Genomic DNA, 18,501 nt, shown 5'->3' on the forward strand with positions numbered 1-18,501 from the left:
GGCCGAGTATGCCTTTGGTGAGGCCCAGGGGGACAGCAGCCAACCCCCGCCCGGCCCCGGGCCCGCCGCCGGCGGCCCCGGGGCGCGCGCTCAGCCCGCCGAGGCGGCCAGGAAGCGGCGCAGCTCGCCCACGTCGGCGAACGAGGTCAGCTGCGCGTCGGTGAACTGGACGCCGAACTCCGACTCCAGGGAGAACATGATGTTGATGTGGGCCAGGGAGTCCCAGCCGGGCACGTCCCGGGCCGTCGTGGAGTCGCTCAGCTGCAGCTCCTCGTCGCCCAGCACGTCGCGGAAGACCCGCAGCACCCGGCCGTCGACGCCCTCCTCGCCCAGCAGCTCACCCGTCGTCTCGCTCACCGCGCCACCTCCTGCTCCTGCCGGCGCTGCGCCGGCACGTCGTCGTCCTGCCCACCGCCGGGCCCGCCGGCCGCGGCCGTGATCTCCACCTGCACCTCGATCAGCCCGGGAGTGGTCACCTGCTCGGGCACCTGCAGCACCCAGCCGGTCGAGCCCTCCCCCGCCGCGCCGTCGGCACCCTCCTGCCGGCTGAAGCCCAGGCGCTCGTACAGCCCGGCGACCTGCGAGTTCTTGGCCGTCGGCACGTACGCGCCGCGCAGCCGCGCGCACCCGAGGGCCCGCGCCTGGCGCACGAGCACGCCGAACATCTCGTCCTCCAGGGTGCGGCCGATGACGCGGCAGCTCATCAGCCAGCTGTCGACCTCCAGCACCGCCCCGCCCGGCTCGTCCACCCGGCGGGCCAGCAGCACGCCCACCACGCCGTGGTCGGCGAAGCGGTCCCGCAGGCGCACCACCTGGGCGTGCCAGTCCGGGTGGGCGGCGAAGCCCTCCACGTCGGCCAGCGAGTGCCGCCGCGTCGTCAGGTTGAACTGGTTCGTCTTGCCCAGCAGCTGCGCCACGCGGGCCACGTTCGCCGCGCCCAGCGGCGCCACCTCGGCGCGCATGCCCAGACCGCGGAGGTAGTCCTCCAGCGAGCCGGCGGACTCGCGCTCCTGCGCCGCGCGGGCCCGGGCCCGGTACTGGTCGGTGCGGGCGGCGTCCTCGGCGGTCAGCGCGTCGGTCTCGAAGAACGGGTAGCGCGACAGGGCCGCGACGTACCCGGCGGGCTCGGCGGGCAGCGGCACCACGTCGACCGCGGGGACCAGCTCGCGCACGGCCTCGCGCTCGGCGGGGTTGTCGTCGACGAAGACGAGGGAGTCCTCGCCGATGCCCAGCGTGGCGGCGATGGAGCGCACCGCGGTCGGCTTGTCCTCCCAGCTGGCCTTGAGCACGGCGACGTCGTCCAGGCGCACGAGCATGTCGGGGTTCTGCTCGAACACCTCGCGCACGAGGTCCTCGTCGTTCTTGGAGCAGATCGCCAGGACCACGCCCTTGTCCTTCAGCGCCAGCACGTGGCGCTGGAAGGCGCTGTACGCCTCCCCGGCGGCACCGGTGCCCAGGGCGATGCCGTGCACCCCGACCTCGCCCAGCACACCGCCCCACAGCGTGTTGTCGAGGTCCAGCACGAGGCACTTGCGCGAAGCGCCCAGCTGGGCGGCGAGCACGGCGGCGGTGTGCCGGGCCAGCAGCGGCACGCAGGCCAGCGACACGGCCTGCTTGGCCGCGTGCACGTAGCGCGGGTCGCTCCAGGTGCGCTTGCCGACCTCGGAGGCCAGGCGCTCGCAGTCCACCACGGCCACGCCCTGCCCCGCCGGGGAGCCGGCGAGCTCACCCAGGCGCTCCTGGAAGCGCCGCAGCAGCGCCGAGCGCGAGCCGGGCACGCGGGCGGCGAGGTGGCCCAGCGGCTCGTCGGGCGGCACCACGACGCCGTGCTGCACCACGCGGGCGCCGAAGCGCTCGCGGGCCAGGTCCCACAGGGACGTCCACCGGGCCACCTCGGCCTCGACGGCCGCCCCGGGGTCGTCCACGCCGGCCGGCAGGTCGACCTCGGCGGCGTCCACGGCCAGGACCACCACGTCGGGCGCGAAGGCGTGCAGGCCGCTGGTGGGGTCCAGCAGCTCCTGGCGGTAGAGCCCGTAGCCGCACTCGTAGACCTCGACGTCCACCCCGGCCCGTGCGCACGCCAGCGGCAGCAGGTTCGTCAGCTGCGTGGTGGTGTAGCTGCCGAGGACGGCCACGCGCGCCCGGCGCGGGGCCGCGGGCAGGTCGACGCGGTGGCGCTGCCACAGGCGGGAGGCGGCCAGCCAGCCGGCGAAGTCCTCGCCCGCGTCGATCGACGCGAACGCCCACTGCACGGCGCGCCGCGCGTCCCCGGCGGAGGACAGGGCGCGCGCCAGGTCCAGGCAGGCGCGCTGCGCGGGCACCTGCTGCCCGGACACGGCCGCGAGCGCCCGGGCCACCGGGTCCTGGGGCTCGCGCTCCGCTCCGGGCGGCTGCGCGCCCCCGGCCCGGTCACCGGCGTCCTCGACGTGCTGCATCGTGTTCCCCCCTGGTCGATCGGTGCCGGTCGGTGCGAGCCCGACCGCGGGCGCGGGCGTGTGCCCGGCCGGTGCCGGGTGCCCCCCACCCGTCGCGCACCGCGCTACCGCCCCCGCAACTCTCTCGTGACGTCACTGTAGTCGAGCCCCCTTGGCGCGCAGCGGGAAATCCCTGCACCATCGACCCATCGCCGCGACCCTGCGTGAGCAGTGAAGGACGAGGCGTGTCGACTTCGCAGCACACCTCGTCGACGGGCGGCAGCAGGGCGGCGAAGCGCCCACCACGCCACCACGGTGTGCACCGTACCGGTGACGCAGCGCCCGGACAGGGACGGCGCACCCGCCACCCGAACGGAGCAGCACCCGGGGCCCCGGCCCTCCCGGCACGTCGCCGCCGGCGAGGCGCGGGTGGTGGTGGACGGGGCCGGCGCGGCCGCCGGCCGCGAGGCCGACCCGGCCCTGCTGGAGCACGCGGTGAGACCCGGCCCTGCTGGAGCACGCGGCGAGCCGTCGCGCGGCGATGGCGACGCCCACCCCGCTGCTGGCGCTGCTGCGCACCGCGGTGCTGACCCGGCAGCGCCCGGGAGCTGTTCGCGCTGGGCCGCGAGCTGCACGAGCGGCTGGGCACCCCGGGCGGGCACACCGCCTCGCTGGGCCGGACGCTGCACCGCGCGGTGGAGGACCCCAACCGCTTCGCGGGCACGCTGGAGCGCGGGGGGCGGGACCTCAGACGGGGGTGACCGGCAGGCTGCGGCGCTTGAGGTCGCGGCGCAGGTCCGTGGGCAGCGAGAAGACGAGGTCCTCCTGCGCGGTGGTGACCTCCTCGACCGAGCCGTAGCCGCGCCGGGCCAGGTGCTCGAGCACCTCGCGCACCAGCACCTCGGGCACCGAGGCGCCGGACGTCACGCCGACCGTGGTGACGCCCTCCAGCCAGGCGTCGTCGATCTCCGCGGCGGTGTCCACCCGGTGCGAGGCCCCCGCGCCGGCGTCCAGGGCCACCTCGACCAGGCGCACGGAGTTGGAGGAGTTCGCCGAGCCGACGACGATCACGAGGTCGGACTCGGCGGCGATCTTCTTCACGGCCACCTGGCGGTTCTGGGTGGCGTAGCAGATGTCGTCGCTGGGCGGGTCCGCCAGGTTCGGGAAGCGCTCGCGCAGCCGGCGCACCGTCTCCATCGTCTCGTCGACGCTGAGCGTCGTCTGCGACAGCCACACGAGGTTGTCGGGGTCGTGGACCTCGATCGTGTCGGCCGCCTCGGGGCTGTCCACGACGGTGATGTGCTCGGGGGCCTCCCCCGCGGTGCCCTCGACCTCCTCGTGGCCGGTGTGGCCGATGAGCAGGATCTGCGCGTCCCGCTCGGCGAAGCGCACGGCCTCGCGGTGCACCTTGGTGACCAGGGGGCAGGTGGCGTCGATCGCCTTCAGCGAGCGCGCGTCGGCCTCCCGGCGCACCGCGGGGCTCACACCGTGCGCGGAGAACACGACGTGCGCGCCCTCGGGCACCTCGGAGGTCTCCTCCACGAAGACCGCACCGCGCTCGGCGAGGGTCCGCACGACGTGCTTGTTGTGCACGATCTCCTTGCGGACGTAGACGGGCGCGCCGTACAGCTCCAGCGCCTTCTCCACCGCCTCCACGGCCCGGTCCACGCCGGCGCAGTACCCGCGCGGCGCGGCCAGCAGGACCCGCCTGCCGCCGTCCCACGCGGCGCGCCCGCCGGCGCCGGCCAGCGCCGCGGTGTCGTTGCAGTCGTCGGCGGCGGTCGCGGCGGGGGTGTCGAGGAGGGGCTGCGTCACGCCTCCATGGTAGGTCGGCCCCCGGACGGCCCGCCCCCGCGCGGCGGGCGGGCAGGATGGGCCCGTGCCCGACCCCGAGACGCCCGCCGCCGCGCCCCGCAGGCCCGCCACCGCCGCCGGGACCAGCGCGGAGAACCCGTGGCCGGTGCGGCTGCTGGCCTCGAAGATCGACGCCTACGTCGCCCGGATGCCGTGGACGTGGGTCGAGGGGCAGGTCGTGCAGGTCAACGACCGGCCAGGCGCCCACGTGGTGTTCCTGACCCTGCGCGACGCCGACACCGACATGTCGCTGCCGGTCACCCTCACCCGCCGCGTCCTGGCGCGCCTGCGCGACGTGCTGCCGGACGGCCTGCGGCACGGCACGCGCGTCGTCGTCCACGCCAAGCCCGAGTTCTACGCCAAGCGCGGCAGCCTGAGCCTGGCCGCCGACGACGTGCGCCCCGTCGGCGTCGGGGAGCTGCTGGCGCGCCTGGAGCACCTCAAGCGCGTGCTGAGCGCCGAAGGCCTCTTCGACGCCGAGCGCAAGCAGCCCCTGCCGTTCCTGCCGCGCGTGGTGGGCCTGGTGTGCGGGCGGGCCAGCGCCGCCGAGCGCGACGTGGTGGACAACGCCCGGCTGCGCTGGCCGGCGGTGCGCTTCGAGGTGCGCGAGGTCGCCGTGCAGGGTCCGGCCGCGGTGACGGAGGTCGTCGCCGCCGTGCGCGAGCTCGACGCGCTGCCGGAGGTCGACGTGGTGATCGTCGCCCGCGGCGGCGGCAGCGTCGAGGACCTGCTGCCCTTCAGCAACGAGGCGCTGGTGCGCGCGGTCGCGGCGGTGCGGACCCCCGTCGTCTCGGCCATCGGCCACGAGGTCGACAGCCCCCTGCTGGACCTGGTCGCCGACGTGCGCGCCTCCACCCCCACCGACGCGGCGCGGCGCGTGGTGCCGGACGTCGCCGAGGAGCTCGCGGGCGTGGCGCAGCTGCGCTCGCGGGCGCGGCGCGCGGTGTCGGCGCGCGTGGAGCGCGAGGAGGCCGGCCTGCGGGCGCTGCGCAGCCGGCCCGTGCTGGCGGCCCCGCACGTCCTGGTCGACGGGCCGGCAGCGGAGGTGGCGCGGCTGCGCGAGCGCGCCCGCCGCGGCCTGGGGGGCCGGCTGGAGCGCGCCGCGGTGGAGGTGGGGCACCTGCGCGCGAGCGTGCGGGCGCTGTCGCCGCGCTCGACGCTGCTGCGCGGCTACGCCGTGGTGCAGGCGGTCGGCCCGGAGGGCCCCCGGGTGGTGCGCGAGCCGTCCGACGCCCCGCCCGGCACGCGGCTGCGGGTGCGGCTGGCCGACGGCGAGCTGACCGCGCGCACCGGCTGAGCGGCTGAGCGGCGGCGGACCTAGGGTCTGTGCCCGTGCCGACCAAGCGCGAGAAGCCCGAGACGCCCGGCGAGACGCCCGAGACGCCCGGCGAGACGCCCGAGCTCCCCGCGGACGTCGCCGCCCTCGGCTACGAGGAGGCGCGCGAGGAGCTCGTCGACGTGGTCCGCCGGCTGGAGGCGGGCGGGAGCGGCCTGGAGGAGTCGCTGGCGCTGTGGGAGCGCGGCGAGGCGCTGGCCACGGCGTGCGAGCGCTGGCTGGAGGGCGCCCGGGCCCGCCTGGACGCCGCGCGGCCGGACGGGGACGACCCCGCCGCGTGAGCGGACGTCCCGGGACGCCGCCGCGCTCAGCCCCGGGGTGAGCCCCAGGTGGAACCGGCGGCGGCCCAGCCGGCCCCGGCGGCACGCACCAGCTCGGTCAGGACGGGGTAGTCGGCGTCCCCGGTGGCGACGACCGTGAGGTCGTCCTCGGTGCGCACCAGGCTGTGCCGGCCGCGGTCGGGCTGCAGCAGGCGCTCCCACTCCCGCCCGTCCACCTCGAGCGTGCCGTCGCTCGCTCCGCCGGCGGTCTGCGCCCGCTGCCAGGCCGCCGTGGCGTCGCGCGCCACCTCCAGGGCGACGTGCTCGCCCTGGTCGGTGCGGTAGCCCACGTGCCAGGTGAGGACGCCGTCGGTGGAGCGGTTGACCTCCGCGGAGGTGGGGGTCCACCCCTCCAGACCGGTGGGCACGGGTGGCGCGAAGGGCAGCTCGGCGCCGGCGCCGGCGGCGGTGCCGGCCACGTCGGCGGGCGGCTGCTGCACGGAGCTGGGCCGCGGGACGGCCCACACGACGACGGCGACCAGGGCGAGGATCACGGCCATCGACAGGACCATCGACTGGACGTTGCCGCTGCGGCGGGTGCGCGGCACGCCGCGGGGGTCCTCCCCGGTCGGTGCGGGCGCCTGGTGCGCGGGGGTGCCGCCGGTCGTGCTCACGGGTCCCATGGTGCCGGATACGCTGGCCGCCCGACGACGCCGGCCCGTGGAGGTCCCATGTCCCAGAACGCCTCGCCCCAGCTGCCCGCGGCGCTCGCCGTCGGCACGGAGTCCCCGGACCGCAACCTGGCGATGGAGCTGGTGCGCGTGACCGAGGCCGCGGCGATGGCGGGCGGTCGCTGGGTGGGCCGGGGGGACAAGAACAAGGCCGACGGCGCGGCGGTGAACGCGATGCGCACCCTCATCGGCACGGTGAGCATGAACGGCACCGTCGTCATCGGCGAGGGCGAGAAGGACAACGCCCCGATGCTCTACAACGGCGAGCGCGTCGGCGACGGCACCGGGCCGGAGTGCGACGTCGCGGTCGACCCCATCGACGGCACGACCCTGACCGCGCGCGGCATGCCGAACGCGGTGGCGGTGCTGGCGGTGGCCGAGCGCGGCACCATGTACGACCCCAGCGCCGTGTTCTACATGGACAAGCTGGTGGCCGGCCCGGAGGCGGCCGACGTGGTGGACATCCGGCTGCCGGTGAAGGAGAACGTGCGCCGGCTGGCGCGCGCGAAGAACCGCTGGGTGGAGGACATCACCGTCTGCATCCTGGACCGCCCGCGCCACGCGCAGCTGGCGCAGGAGGTCCGCGACGCCGGGGCCCGCATCAAGTTCATCTCCGACGGCGACGTCGCCGGCGCGGTGATGGCCGCGCGCGAGGGCACCGGCGTGGACCTGCTCATGGGCGTCGGCGGCACGCCGGAGGGCATCATCGCGGCGTGCGCCATGCACTGCCTGGGCGGCACGATCCAGGGCCGCCTCGCCCCGCGCGACGACGACGAGCGGCAGAAGGCGCTGGACGCCGGTCACGACCTGGACGCCGTGCTGGACACCTCCGCGCTCGTGGCGAGCGACAACGTCTACTTCGTCGTCACCGGCATCACCGACGGCGAGCTGGTCGGCGGGGTGCGCTACCGCGGCGACACGATCAGCACGTCCAGCATCGTCATGCGCAGCAAGTCGGGCACGATCCGCCGGGTGGAGTCGGAGCACAAGCTGTCCAAGCTGCGGGCGTACTCCGCCGTCGACTTCACCGGTCCGCGGTGAGGGCGCGCGCCCTGGTCGTCGGGGAGTCGCTCGTCGACGTGGTCCGCACGGCGGACGGCGCGGAGTCCGAGCACCCCGGCGGCAGCCCGCTGAACGTGGCGTACGGGCTGGGTCGGCTGGAGCACGCGGTGTCCCTGCTGACCCGGCTGGGCGGTGACGCGCACGGCCGGCTGCTGCGCGAGCACCTGTCGGCCGGGGGCGTCTCGCTGGTGCCGGGCGCGGTCGACCACCTGCCGACGTCGGTGGCCCGGGCGCAGCTGGACGCCGAGGGCCGCGCCACCTACGAGTTCGACCTGGAGTGGGTCCTGCCGGCGGCGCAGCTGCCGGCGGAGCTGGACGTGGTGCACACCGGCTCCATCGGGGCGGCGGTGGACCCGGGGGCGGGGGCGGCGCTGGAGCTGCTGCGCTCCTGGCGCGGGCGCGCGACGACGAGCTACGACCCCAACGTGCGCCCGGCGTTCCTGGGCTCGCCCGAGGAGGCGCTGCGCCGGGTGGAGTCCTTCGTGGAGGCCGCCGACGTGGTGAAGGCCTCCGACGAGGACGTGGCCTGGCTGTGCCCCGGCGAGGACGTGGTGGAGGTGGCGCGGCGCTGGCAGCGCCGCGGCCCGGCGCTGGTGGTCGTCACGCGCGGCGGCGAGGGCGCGGTGGGCGTGGCCGGGGCGGGCACGCTGCGGGTGCCCGCCCCGGCCACGCGGGTGGTGGACACCGTGGGTGCAGGCGACGCCTTCACCTCCGGCCTGCTGCACGCGCTGGCCGAGCACGACCTGCTGGGACCGGCAGCGGCGCGCCGGTTGCGGGCGCTGCGGCTGGACGCGCTGGAGGACGTGCTGCGCACGGCGACGCGGGCGGCCTCCATCACCTGCTCCCGGGCGGGGGCGAACCCGCCCACGCGCGGGGAGCTCGCCGCGAGCTGATCCTGCCCGGTGCCGGGCGGTCGCGCCGGTCGGTGCGGGGAGCTGGATGCACGGAGGGCATCGCACGATGCCGCAACGCTCCTGGACAGGCATCGCGCGGCTTCCTACGGTGGCCGCACCGTCGCCGACGACGCCCGCCGTCCTCGGCTCCCGCCGACCCGAGGAAGACATGACCACCAGCGAACTCACCGGGCCCGCTCCCCTGGCGCCGGTCGCCCCGACCCCCTCCCCGGTGCTGGACCGCATCGCGTCCGTGACCCTGTCCTCGGTGGTGCTGCCGCTGACGGCGGCGATCAGCGACGCGAAGGTGCTCACCGGCCGCCAGCGGGCCATGACGGAGGTCGTCCTCCTGTTCGCGGAGATCACCACCGAGGCGGGGTTCGAGGGCGTCGGCTTCGGCTACTCCAAGCGGGCCGGCGGTCCCGCGCAGTTCGCGCACGCCCGCGAGGTGGCCGCGGACCTCGTCGGCGAGGACCCCAGCGACATCGGCCGGCTGTGGACGAAGCTGGTGTGGGCGGGGGCCTCGGTGGGCCGCAGCGGCGCTTCCACGCAGGCGCTGGCGGCGCTGGACATCGCCCTGTGGGACCTCAAGGCCAAGCGGGCGGGCCTGCCGCTGGCGAAGCTGCTGGGCGCCCACCGCGACTCGGTGCGCTGCTACAACACCTCCGGCGGGTTCCTGCACGAGCCGCTCGAGCAGGTGCTCGCCAACGCCGACCGGACGATCGCCGAGGGCATCGGCGGCATCAAGATCAAGGTGGGGCAGCCGGACTCCCGGGAGGACCTGCGCCGGGTGCGGGCGGTGCGCGAGCACATCGGCGACGTGCCGCTCATGGTGGACGCCAACCAGCAGTGGGACCGTCCCACCGCGCAGCGGGTCGGCCGCGCGCTGGAGGAGTTCGGGCTGGTGTGGGTCGAGGAACCGCTGGACGCCTACGACACCGAGGGGCACGCGCAGCTGGCCCGCTCCCTGGACACCGCGATCGCGACCGGCGAGATGCTCACCAGCGTCCGCGAGCACGACGACCTGATCCGCGCCGGCGCCGCGGACGTCCTCCAGCCGGACGCCCCGCGCATCGGGGGCATCACCCAGTTCCTGAAGCTGGCGACGCTGGCCGAGCACGCGCACCTGCAGCTGGCCCCGCACTTCGCGATGGAGATCCACCTGCACCTGGCGGCGGCGTACCCGATCGAGCCGTGGGTGGAGCACTTCGACTGGCTGCACCCGCTGTTCGAGGAGCGCCTGGAGATCAGCGGCGGGCGGATGCACCTGTCGGCCCGCCCGGGCCTGGGCGTGACGATCAGCGAGCAGGCGCGCGCCTGGACCGTGGACCGCGTGACGGTGGACACCGCGCGCTGACCCGCGGCGTCCCGCGGGGGGCGGTCGCGACCGCGTCCCGCGGGGAGGGCGGTCGCGACCGGGCCGGGTGCCGCGCTCAGCGGCGCCCGGCCCGCCCCGCTCCGCCCCGCTTCGCGCCGACCCACGCGGCCACCCGGGAACCGCCCAGGGCCTCGCGCGCACCGGCGGCGCGGCGCCCGGCCGAGCGCACGGCGGCCGCCCGCCGGCCCAGGTCGGTGCGCAGCACCTCGGCGGCACCGGCCACGGCGTCCACCGAGCGGCCCAGGCGCGCCGACCGGTGCAGGTGGTCGCGGTAGGTGCGCCGCAGCAGCACGGCCCGGTCGAGGGCGGCGGACAGCGGCGTCAGGCCGGTGGGGGCCAGGGTGAGGCGCTCGGTGTGCCGGGTGGTGCGCTCGAAGCGGCGCTTGTAGGCCTCGTCACCGCGCATGAGGTCCAGCTCGGCGTAGCCGGACAGCAGGGCCCGGCGGCGCACGCGCAGCAGCAGCAGGGTGCCGGGACCGGCCGCGGCGACGGCGGCGCGGTAGGACTGGACGTAGCCGTGCAGGGCGCGCGGTCCGGCCAGGCAGAAGGCGTAGGCGACGAGCCGGCCGTCCACGCGCAGGCCCGACAGCTGCGCGACGCCGCGCGGGGCGGTGCGCAGGAACTGCGCGAGGGTGCGGCCGGAGGCGCCGCGCCAGGGCTGGTGCCGGCGCGCCGCGCGCGGGTGGGCGGCGTCCACCGCGGCGAGCTCGGCCACGAGCGCGGCGAGGTGCTCGTCGGCGGCGGCCGGCTGCGTCTCGCGCAGCTGAGCCAGGCCGTCCAGGAGGTCGTCGACGACGACGAGCTCACCGCGCTCGGCGAGGCGGCGCCACTGGCGGCGCTCCTCGTGGCGGGCGTGGCGGCCCAGCGCGGCGTCGTGCTCGGCCACGGTGGGGGGCAGCACCACGGCGTGCACGGTGGCCTGGTGCAGCCGGCGCGCGGCGTACCCGCGTTCGGCGGCCCAGCCGGCGGCGGCCTCCAGCAGCGGGTCGTCGCCGAGGACCTGCTCGAGGTCGAAGAGCGCACCGGGCACCTCGGCGACGACCGCGTCGAGCACGGCGGCGACGAGGCGCTGCGCCGGCACGGGGCCGTCGGGGTCGGTGAGGACGGAGGCGTAGTCGCTGCCGCCCGCGCCGAGGAAGGTGACCACGGGGCGGGTGCGGCCCGGCCCGGCGCCCAGGACGCTGAAGGCGCCGAAGGCCAGGAGGCGGCCCTGGCGGCGCACGTCGACCAGGAGCGGTTCACCGGCCCCGAGGTGCGTGTGCACGGCGCGCAGCCAGTCGGGACCGCAGAACGGCGGGTGCCCGCCGCGGTGGGCGAGCACCCGCCACTCGGGGACGGGGGCGCCCTCCAGGGTGCGTCGCACGCCGATGCGCAGCCCCTGGGAGGGGTCGCGGACCAGCGCCAGGTCGCCGCCGGCGACGGACGCCGCGCGCGGTGCGGGGGTCGTGGCACCGGTGAGCGCGTCGACCACCCCGTACCCGCCTCTCGCCGGTGCGGCCGCCGGGAGGACGGCCTCGTGGCGGGCACCTTAACCGGGCCGGACGACACCGCGGGACGCCCGGCGCGGGGAGTTCCCGAAACTCCTACTGAGCGTCGCAACACGTCACGCAGCGTGGGTGATCCGCCTCGGTGAGGCGGTCGGTCAGGCCGGGACGCGCTCCTGCTGCTGGGCCTGGGCGCGTTCCAGCGACCTCCTGCGCAGCGCCTCCGACTGCTCGGCGATGCGGCGGGCCTTCTCCTCGTCGCGCGTGAGGTTGGCCCCGCTGCCGGGGTCGAAGACGTGCATCCGGCGCGGGTCGAACCACAGCCGGGCCGTGTCGCCGTCGCGCACACCGCTCGTGGCGTCCAGCGTGACGACGAGCTGGCTGCGCATGCTCTCGCCGTCCAGCTCGCGGTCCAGCTCGGCGAGCTGCTCCTTCGTCTCGGCGGCCGCCTCGAACGGCACGTAGGCGTACAGCTCGTTGCCCAGCCACTCGGTGACGTCGACCTGCGCCTCGAAGGTCACGGCGCCGGAGGGGGCGTCGGTGACGTCCGCGTCGTCGAAGTGCTCCGGGCGCACGCCGACGATCAGCAGCTCGCCGTCGTGATCGGCGCCGACCGCGGCCGGGCGGGGCACCGTGCAGAACGGCAGCTCCAGCCGGTCGCCGTTCACGCGCGCCGGCAGGAAGTTCATCGGGGGCGAGCCGATGAACCCGGCGACGAAGAGGTTGACGGGCTGCTCGTACAGCTCCCGCGGGCTGGCGACCTGCTGCAGCACGCCCTTGCGCAGCACCGCCACGCGGTCGCCGAGGGTCATCGCCTCGGTCTGGTCGTGGGTCACGTAGATCGTCGTCGTCGCCAGGGAGCGCTGCATGCGGGCGATCTCGGTGCGCATCTGCCCGCGCAGCTTGGCGTCCAGGTTGCTCAGCGGCTCGTCGAACAGGAACGCCTTGGCGTCGCGGACGATGGCGCGGCCCATGGCGACGCGCTGGCGCTGGCCGCCGGAGAGGTTGGCGGGCTTGCGGTCGAGGTGCTCGCCCAGCTCCAGCATGTCCGCGGCGCGCTGCACGCGGCCGCGGATCTCGTCGTCGGGCACCTTGCTGTGGCTGAGCTTCAGGGGGAACTCGATGTTCTCCCGCACCGTGAGGTGCGGGTACAGCGCGTAGTTCTGGAAGACCATCGCCAGGTCGCGGTCGCGCGGCGCCAGGTCGTTGACCCGCTTGCCGTCGATGAGCAACTCGCCGCCGGTGATGTCCTCCAGGCCGACGATCATGCGCAGCAGGGTGGACTTCCCACAGCCGGACGGCCCGACGAGGATGACGAACTCCCCGTCGGCGATGTCCAAGCTCACGTCGTTCACGGCGGGGAAGCCGTCCCCGTACTTCTTGACGATGTTCTTCAGCTCGATGCGTGCCACGATCAGCTCCTGTTCTGGTCCGCGGGCGACGGCTCAGCCCTTGACGGCGCCGTTGGTGAGACCCGCGACGATGCGGCGCTGGAAGAGCAGCGCCAGGAGGACGACGGGGATGGTGACGATGACGGCCGCCGCGGAGATCGCGCCGGTCGGCTGGACGAAGTAGCTGGATCCGGTGAACGAGGACAGTGCCGCCGGCACCGGCTGGGCGTCGGAGGTCGAGGTCAGCGAGATGCCGAAGACGAAGTCGTTCCACGCGATGAAGAACGCGATGATGGCGGTGGTGAAGACGCCCGGAGCGGCCAGCGGGACGATGACCTTGCGGAACGCCTGCCAGCTGGTGGCGCCGTCGACCTGCGCGGCCTGCTCCATGTCCCACGGGATCTGCCGGAAGAACGCCGACATCGTCCAGATGGAGATCGGCAGGGTCAGCGCCAGGTAGGGGATGATGAGCCCGGGGATCGTGTCGTACAGGCCGATCCGCCGCCACAGGTTGAACAGCGGTGTGACCATCGTGATGACGGGGAAGACCGCCACGGCCAGCGCGCTGGTGAGGATGAGGCGCTTGCCGGGGAAGTTCAGCCGGGCGATGGCGTAGGCGGCGAACATCGAGAGCACCACGGCGATGAGCGTGGCCAGCAGGCAGACGATGATCGAGTTGCGCAGCGCGGGCAGGAAGAGGTCCGAGGCCGTGCCGCTGAAGATGCCGGAGTAGTTCTCCCACGTGACGTTGGTCGGCAGGAAGCTCCGGTTGGAGAGGTCCGCCTCGCTCTTGAAGCTCAACGAGACGATCCACGCGACCGGCACCAGGGCGTAGAGCACGATGGCCAGCGCCCCGAGGTACCAGAGCGTCTTCTCCTTGGTCGAGAGCGCACCCATCAGGACTCCCCCCTCGCTCGGGCCAGGTCCACCCGGAAGACCTTGATGGCCAGGAAGCAGATCAGCAGGACGCAGACGAACAGCAGGACCGACACGGCCGAGCCGAGACCGATCTCCAGCCGGCTGATCGTCTGGTTGTAGGCCAGCGACGACACGGTCTGGGTGCCTGCGGCGCCGTTGGTCATGATGTAGACGTTGTCGAAGATGCGGAAGGCGTCCAGGGCGCGGAACAGCAGCGCCACCATGATCGACGCCTTCATGTTCGGCAGCGTCACCCGGAACAGCCGCTCGCGCGCCGAGGCGCCGTCGACCTTGGCGGCCTCGTGCATGTCCTCGGGGACCTGCGCCAGGCCCGCCAGCAGCAGCAGCGAGATGAACGGCGTGGTCTTCCAGATCTCCGACAGGCAGATGACGGTCAGCGCCGTCCACTTGTTCGCGAACCAGTCGAAGTCGTCCGGCACGCCCGGGACGACGGCGTTCATGAACCCGGTCGTCAGGGAGAACGCGTACTGCCAGGCGTAGGCGGAGACGACGGTGATGATCGCGTAGGGGACGAGGATGGCCGTGCGGACGATGGGCCGCAGGAAGCCGAGCACCTTGTGCATGACCATCGCCAGCGCGAAGCCGATCACGAGCTCCACCGCGACCGTGACCAGGGTGATGAGCGCGGTGTTGGCCAGCGCCTCCCACCACAGCGGGTCGGTGAGGATGACCTGGTAGTTGGACAGGCCGATGAACTCGCGGTCCGCGGGCGCGGTGAGCCGGTAGCTGAACAGCGACTCGTAGACGGCCTGGACGATGGGGTACCCGGTGACGAGGACGAGGATGGTGAACGCCGGCCCGGCCAGGTACCAGCCCAGCCTCGCCTCCTGGCGCGAGCGGTCGGTGCCGCGGCGGCGCTTGGTGCGCGGCGAGTTCGCGAGCTCGACCTGCGGCGTGGTGACAGCGGTCACAGGAGCCTCTCCCCCCTCAGGACCTGCAGCACGAACTCCTGGGAGACCCGCGGCGTCTCGTCGCCGACCGCGGAGACCGGCTGCCAGGTGTACTGGATGCCCGTGCTGACCTCGTTGTAGTAGGCCGTCTGCGGCCGCGGGGCGGCCGCCTGCAGCGACTCCCGGATGACGTCGGCCATCGGGTAGGCCTCGCGCACCTCGGGCAGGTCGTAGACCTCCAGGGCCGCGGCGGGGTTGCCGTCGCTGATCATGTACGCGGCCTGGTTCTCCGGGGACACGATGCACTCCATCGCGGCCAGCGCCTCCTGCTGGTGCTCGCTGTAGGCGCCGACGCCGACGTTGATCCCGCCGAGCGGCGGTGCGGACGGCTGGTCGGGGCTGATCCGCGGGTAGGTGGTCCAGGCGTAGTCCTCGAAGACCGCCGGGTCCACCGTGCCCTGCTCGGCGCCCTGCTGGGCCTGGGCGTAGACGAACGGCCAGTTGGTCGCGAACATCAGCCCGCCCTGCTCGAACAGGTCGGCGGTGGCGGCCTCGTCGCGGTTGTCGATGCCGGGCCCGGCCACGCCCGCGGCGGTGATGGCCTGCATGACGTCGGCGGCGGCCTCCCCGGCCGGGGAGTCGATGCCCAGGCTGATCTCGTCGACGGGGGCGTCGGGGTTCTCGATGATCCGCCCCCCGGCGGACTCGATCAGGGCGTTGACCCACACCGTCATGGACTCCGCCCGCTGCCCCTGCACGCCGATGGCGCTGTCCCCGGCGGCAGCGGCGTCGATGATCTGCTGCCACGTCCACGTCTGCGCCTGCGCGGGGTCCAGGCCGGCGGCGCGGGCCATCGACTCGCGGTACCACAGCAGCTGGGTGTTGGCCCAGAACGGCGCGGTGACCAGCTCGTCGTCCCAGGTGGCGCCCTGCACGGCGCCCTCGGCGATGCCGGTGGTCAGCGACTGCTGCAGGTCGTCCGGGATGGGGGCCAGGAAGCCCGCCTCGGCCGCCTCGGGCACGAAGACGGGGTCCAGGCTCATCAGGTCGATGGAGGAGTCCCCCCCGGCCAGGCGCCGCATGAGCTGCTCGCGCTGGGCGGCCGCGTCGCGCGGCAGGATGGACGTCTCGATGGTGTAGGCGCCGTCGGCCGCGGTGGTGCACCGCTCGGCGATGGTGGCCTGCCCCCCGGCGTCCGGGTTGACGTACCAGGTGAGCACCGGCGGCCCCGAGGCCCCGGTGCCGTCTCCGCACGCGGCCAGGGTGCTCGCCAGCACGACGCCGGCACTCACCGCCCCGACCCGGGTGCGCCACGCGCTGCTCACTCGCTCCTCCTCCGACGTCGTCGTCCGGCGGACCGCCCGGCGAGCGGTGTCCGCCCGTCGTCCGTGCGGCCAGAGTGCACCCACCGCACGGCGGGTGCACTCGGAGATCGCGGGGGGCGGGCGCCCGGCGGCGGATCGTGAGCGGACCGTGATCTGCGCGACAACCGGCGCGGGGCCGGGCGGGTGCGGCCGGTGGCCTTGGCAGGATGGCCCCATGGCCACTGACGACCTCACCAGCACCCCCGGCACCGAGCAGCCCGGTCACCGGATCGAGCGCGACACGATGGGGGAGGTCAGGGTCCCGGCCGCCGCCAAGTACCGCGCGCAGACGCAGCGGGCGGTGGAGAACTTCCCGATCTCGGGCACGCCGCTGGAGAGGGCGCACATCGAGGCGCTGGCGCGCATCAAGAAGGCCGCGGCGCTGGCCAACGCCGAGCTGGGCGTGCTCGAGGAGGACCTGGCGCGCGCCGTCGCGGACGCCGCCGACGAGGTCGCCACCGGGCGCTGGGACGCGGAGTTCCCCGTCGACGTCTTCCAGACCGGCTCGGGGACCAGCTCCAACATGAACGCCAACGAGGTGATCGCGACCCTGGCGACGGAGCGGCTGGGCCGCCCGGTGCACCCGAACGACCACGTCAACGCCTCGCAGTCCTCCAACGACGTCTTCCCCACCTCGGTGCACGTGGCGGCCACCGCCGCGGTGGTCAACGAGCTGGTGCCGGCGCTGGAGCACCTGGAGGCCTCGCTGCGGCGCAAGGCGCAGGAGTTCGCCGGCGTGGTGAAGTCCGGGCGCACCCACCTCATGGACGCCACGCCCGTCACGCTGGGACAGGAGTTCGCCGGCTACGCGGCGCAGGTGCGCCGCGGGGTGCAGCGCGTGCGGGCCACGGTGGAGCGCGTCGCGGAGGTCCCGCTGGGCGGCACGGCCGTGGGCACCGGCATCAACACCCCGCCCGGCTTCCCGCAGCGCGTCATCGAGCTGCTGGCCGCCGACACGGGGCTGCCGCTGACGGAGGCCGAGGACCACTTCGAGGCCCAGGGCGCCCGCGACGCCCTGGTGGAGCTGTCCGGCGCGCTGCGGGTGGTGGCGGTGAGCCTGACGAAGGTCTGCAACGACCTGCGCTGGATGGGCTCGGGCCCGCGCACCGGCCTGGGCGAGCTGCGCCTGCCGGACCTGCAGCCCGGCAGCTCGATCATGCCGGGCAAGGTCAACCCGGTCGTCCCCGAGGCGGTGCTCATGGTGTGCGCGCAGGTCGTCGGCAACGACGCCACCGTCGCCTGGGCGGGTGCCAGCGGCTCCTTCGAGCTGAACGTGCAGATCCCCGTGATGGCCCGCAACGTGCTGGAGTCCACCCGCCTGCTGGGCAACGCCTCCCGGCTGCTGGCCGACCGCACGGTCGACGGCCTGGAGGCCGACGAGGAGCAGTGCCGCCGGTACGCGGAGTCCTCCCCCTCCATCGTCACCCCGCTGAACCGGGTCATCGGCTACGAGGCGGCCGCGAAGGTCGCCAAGCACGCCGTGGCGCACGGCACGACCGTGCGCGAGGCCGTGGTGGCGCTGGGGTACGTCGAGCGCGGCGAGGTCAGCGAGGCCCAGCTCGACGACGCGCTGGACGTCATGTCGATGACGGCGCCGCCGCGGCGCTGACCCGCCGGGCGGGGAGGGCGACGGGGCGGGGGTGCGCCCGGCGCGAGGACGCACGGGCGCTCCCCCGCGGCACGGCGCGACGGAAAATGTCCGGTAAGCGCTTGCCCCTCTGATTCGTTTCATCCTACGGTGGCCGGGTCAGCAGGACCCCGGTCGACGTGGATCGCGAGGTGGTGTCGGTGAGCAGCACGGGGACGCCCCCCGCCGGGGGCTGGGCGCTGCGCGCGCACGACGCGTGCGACGCCCTGGTGTGGCTCGCCCTCGTCAACCTCCTGTGGCTGGCCGGCACCCTCGCCGGTGGCGTGGTCCTCGGCCTCGCCCCGGCCAGCGCGGCCGCCGCCACCGTCAGCCGCCGCAGGCTGCGCGGCGAGACGGCCGGCACCGCGCGGGTCTTCGCACACACCTGGCGCGCGGAACTCGTCCGCTCCAACGCGGTCCTGCTGCCGGTGCTGCTGACCGGCCTGCTCCTGCTGGCCAACTGGCGGGTCTTCGCCGGCCGCGAGGGCGCCGCCGCCGACGCGGTGGCCGCCGCCACGGCCATGGCGGGGCTCGCGCTCGCCGCCGTCGCCGTGGTCCTGCTGCCGCTGTACGTCCACTACGACCTGCCGCTGCGGCGCTACCTGCCCACGGCCGCCTCGTTCCTCCTGGCCAACCCGGTCGCGGCGCTGCTGCCGCTGCTGAGCGTCGTGGTCGTCCTGGCCGTGACGCGGGCCCTGCCGGGACTGGCGCTCTTCCTCAGCGCCGCGACCCTCCTGCACCTCGTGACCGCGCTGGCGCTCGGCACCTTCGAGCGCAACGACGAGCGCGTGAGCGCCCGGGCCGCCGCGGGCTGAGCCGCCCGCCGGCCCCGCCCCCACCACCGACCGCCGGCACCCGCCGGCGCGCCCCCCGACGAA

Annotated in this window: 16 protein-coding genes; 7 read left to right on the plus strand and 9 right to left on the minus strand. The window is 75.0% G+C overall.

Annotated features, from left to right (window positions below; genetic code table 11):
• Positions 1 to 90: 90 nt before the first annotated feature.
• The 3 genes from ACRYR8_RS15880 to ACRYR8_RS15890 form a co-directional block, all read right to left on the minus strand.
• Positions 91 to 357 carry an acyl carrier protein gene (locus ACRYR8_RS15880; RefSeq protein ID WP_432484826.1) on the minus strand — a complete coding sequence of 89 codons (267 nt, stop codon included), beginning with the start codon at positions 355 to 357 and terminating at the stop codon, positions 91 to 93.
• Positions 354 to 2,435, minus strand: coding sequence for an HAD-IIIC family phosphatase (locus ACRYR8_RS15885; RefSeq protein WP_432484824.1), 2,082 nt, complete (start codon positions 2,433 to 2,435; stop codon positions 354 to 356). The genes ACRYR8_RS15880 and ACRYR8_RS15885 overlap by 4 nt, the downstream gene beginning before the upstream one ends.
• Positions 2,436 to 3,161: 726 nt before the next feature.
• Complete coding sequence (locus ACRYR8_RS15890; RefSeq protein ID WP_432484874.1) at positions 3,162 to 4,163, minus strand: 4-hydroxy-3-methylbut-2-enyl diphosphate reductase; 1,002 nt, start codon at positions 4,161 to 4,163, stop codon at positions 3,162 to 3,164.
• Between the two features lie 130 nt (positions 4,164 to 4,293).
• Here ACRYR8_RS15890 and xseA point away from each other — a divergent pair, with 130 nt between their 5' ends.
• The gene (xseA, locus tag ACRYR8_RS15895; protein WP_432484822.1) at positions 4,294 to 5,565 is read left to right on the plus strand and encodes an exodeoxyribonuclease VII large subunit; all 1,272 of its coding nucleotides are present in this window, start codon (positions 4,294 to 4,296) and stop codon (positions 5,563 to 5,565) included.
• A 35-nt stretch (positions 5,566 to 5,600) separates the two neighbouring features.
• Positions 5,601 to 5,885, plus strand: a complete 285-nt coding sequence (locus ACRYR8_RS15900) for an exodeoxyribonuclease VII small subunit (protein WP_432484820.1) — start codon at positions 5,601 to 5,603, stop codon at positions 5,883 to 5,885.
• A gap of 26 nt (positions 5,886 to 5,911) precedes the next feature.
• Here ACRYR8_RS15900 and ACRYR8_RS15905 read toward each other — a convergent pair whose 3' ends face one another.
• Positions 5,912 to 6,538 (minus strand): DUF4245 domain-containing protein, encoded by a 627-nt coding sequence (locus ACRYR8_RS15905; protein WP_432484818.1) that lies wholly within the window; start codon positions 6,536 to 6,538, stop codon positions 5,912 to 5,914.
• A gap of 57 nt (positions 6,539 to 6,595) precedes the next feature.
• Here ACRYR8_RS15905 and glpX point away from each other — a divergent pair, with 57 nt between their 5' ends.
• The 3 genes from glpX to ACRYR8_RS15920 all read left to right on the plus strand — a co-directional run bounded on the left by glpX (position 6,596) and on the right by ACRYR8_RS15920 (position 9,907).
• Positions 6,596 to 7,636 (plus strand): class II fructose-bisphosphatase, encoded by a 1,041-nt coding sequence (gene glpX / locus ACRYR8_RS15910; protein ID WP_432484816.1) that lies wholly within the window; start codon positions 6,596 to 6,598, stop codon positions 7,634 to 7,636.
• Entirely contained in the window at positions 7,633 to 8,550 is a 918-nt protein-coding gene (locus tag ACRYR8_RS15915) for a carbohydrate kinase family protein (protein WP_432484814.1), read from the plus strand. Before glpX ends, ACRYR8_RS15915 begins: the two co-directional genes overlap by 4 nt.
• A gap of 169 nt (positions 8,551 to 8,719) precedes the next feature.
• The gene (locus tag ACRYR8_RS15920) at positions 8,720 to 9,907 is read left to right on the plus strand and encodes an L-talarate/galactarate dehydratase (protein WP_432484812.1); all 1,188 of its coding nucleotides are present in this window, start codon (positions 8,720 to 8,722) and stop codon (positions 9,905 to 9,907) included.
• A 76-nt stretch (positions 9,908 to 9,983) separates the two neighbouring features.
• On the opposite strand, the gene ACRYR8_RS15925 is transcribed toward ACRYR8_RS15920, so the two are convergent.
• From ACRYR8_RS15925 to ACRYR8_RS15945, 5 genes are all read right to left on the minus strand, one after another.
• The gene (locus ACRYR8_RS15925; RefSeq protein WP_432484810.1) at positions 9,984 to 11,399 is read right to left on the minus strand and encodes a GNAT family N-acetyltransferase; all 1,416 of its coding nucleotides are present in this window, start codon (positions 11,397 to 11,399) and stop codon (positions 9,984 to 9,986) included.
• Positions 11,400 to 11,570: 171 nt separating this feature from the next.
• Positions 11,571 to 12,824, minus strand: coding sequence for an ABC transporter ATP-binding protein (locus ACRYR8_RS15930; protein WP_432484808.1), 1,254 nt, complete (start codon positions 12,822 to 12,824; stop codon positions 11,571 to 11,573).
• A 33-nt stretch (positions 12,825 to 12,857) separates the two neighbouring features.
• On the minus strand, positions 12,858 to 13,700 hold the full coding sequence (locus tag ACRYR8_RS15935) for a carbohydrate ABC transporter permease (protein ID WP_432484806.1): 843 nt from the start codon (positions 13,698 to 13,700) through the stop codon (positions 12,858 to 12,860).
• A complete protein-coding gene (locus ACRYR8_RS15940; protein WP_432484804.1) occupies positions 13,700 to 14,653 on the minus strand; it encodes a carbohydrate ABC transporter permease in 954 nt (317 codons plus the stop codon). Before ACRYR8_RS15940 ends, ACRYR8_RS15935 begins: the two co-directional genes overlap by 1 nt.
• Positions 14,650 to 15,957, minus strand: a complete 1,308-nt coding sequence (locus ACRYR8_RS15945; RefSeq protein ID WP_432484802.1) for an extracellular solute-binding protein — start codon at positions 15,955 to 15,957, stop codon at positions 14,650 to 14,652. The genes ACRYR8_RS15940 and ACRYR8_RS15945 overlap by 4 nt, the downstream gene beginning before the upstream one ends.
• 214 nt (positions 15,958 to 16,171) lie before the next feature.
• On the opposite strand from ACRYR8_RS15945, the gene ACRYR8_RS15950 reads away from it, so the two are divergent.
• Entirely contained in the window at positions 16,172 to 17,605 is a 1,434-nt protein-coding gene (locus ACRYR8_RS15950) for a class II fumarate hydratase (protein WP_432484800.1), read from the plus strand.
• Between the two features lie 179 nt (positions 17,606 to 17,784).
• The gene (locus ACRYR8_RS15955) at positions 17,785 to 18,438 is read left to right on the plus strand and encodes a DUF624 domain-containing protein (RefSeq protein WP_432484798.1); all 654 of its coding nucleotides are present in this window, start codon (positions 17,785 to 17,787) and stop codon (positions 18,436 to 18,438) included.
• The last annotated feature ends 63 nt before the right edge of the window (positions 18,439 to 18,501 follow it).

This window comes from Kineococcus esterisolvens (assembly GCF_050871405.1).
Classification (GTDB): domain Bacteria; phylum Actinomycetota; class Actinomycetes; order Actinomycetales; family Kineococcaceae; genus Kineococcus.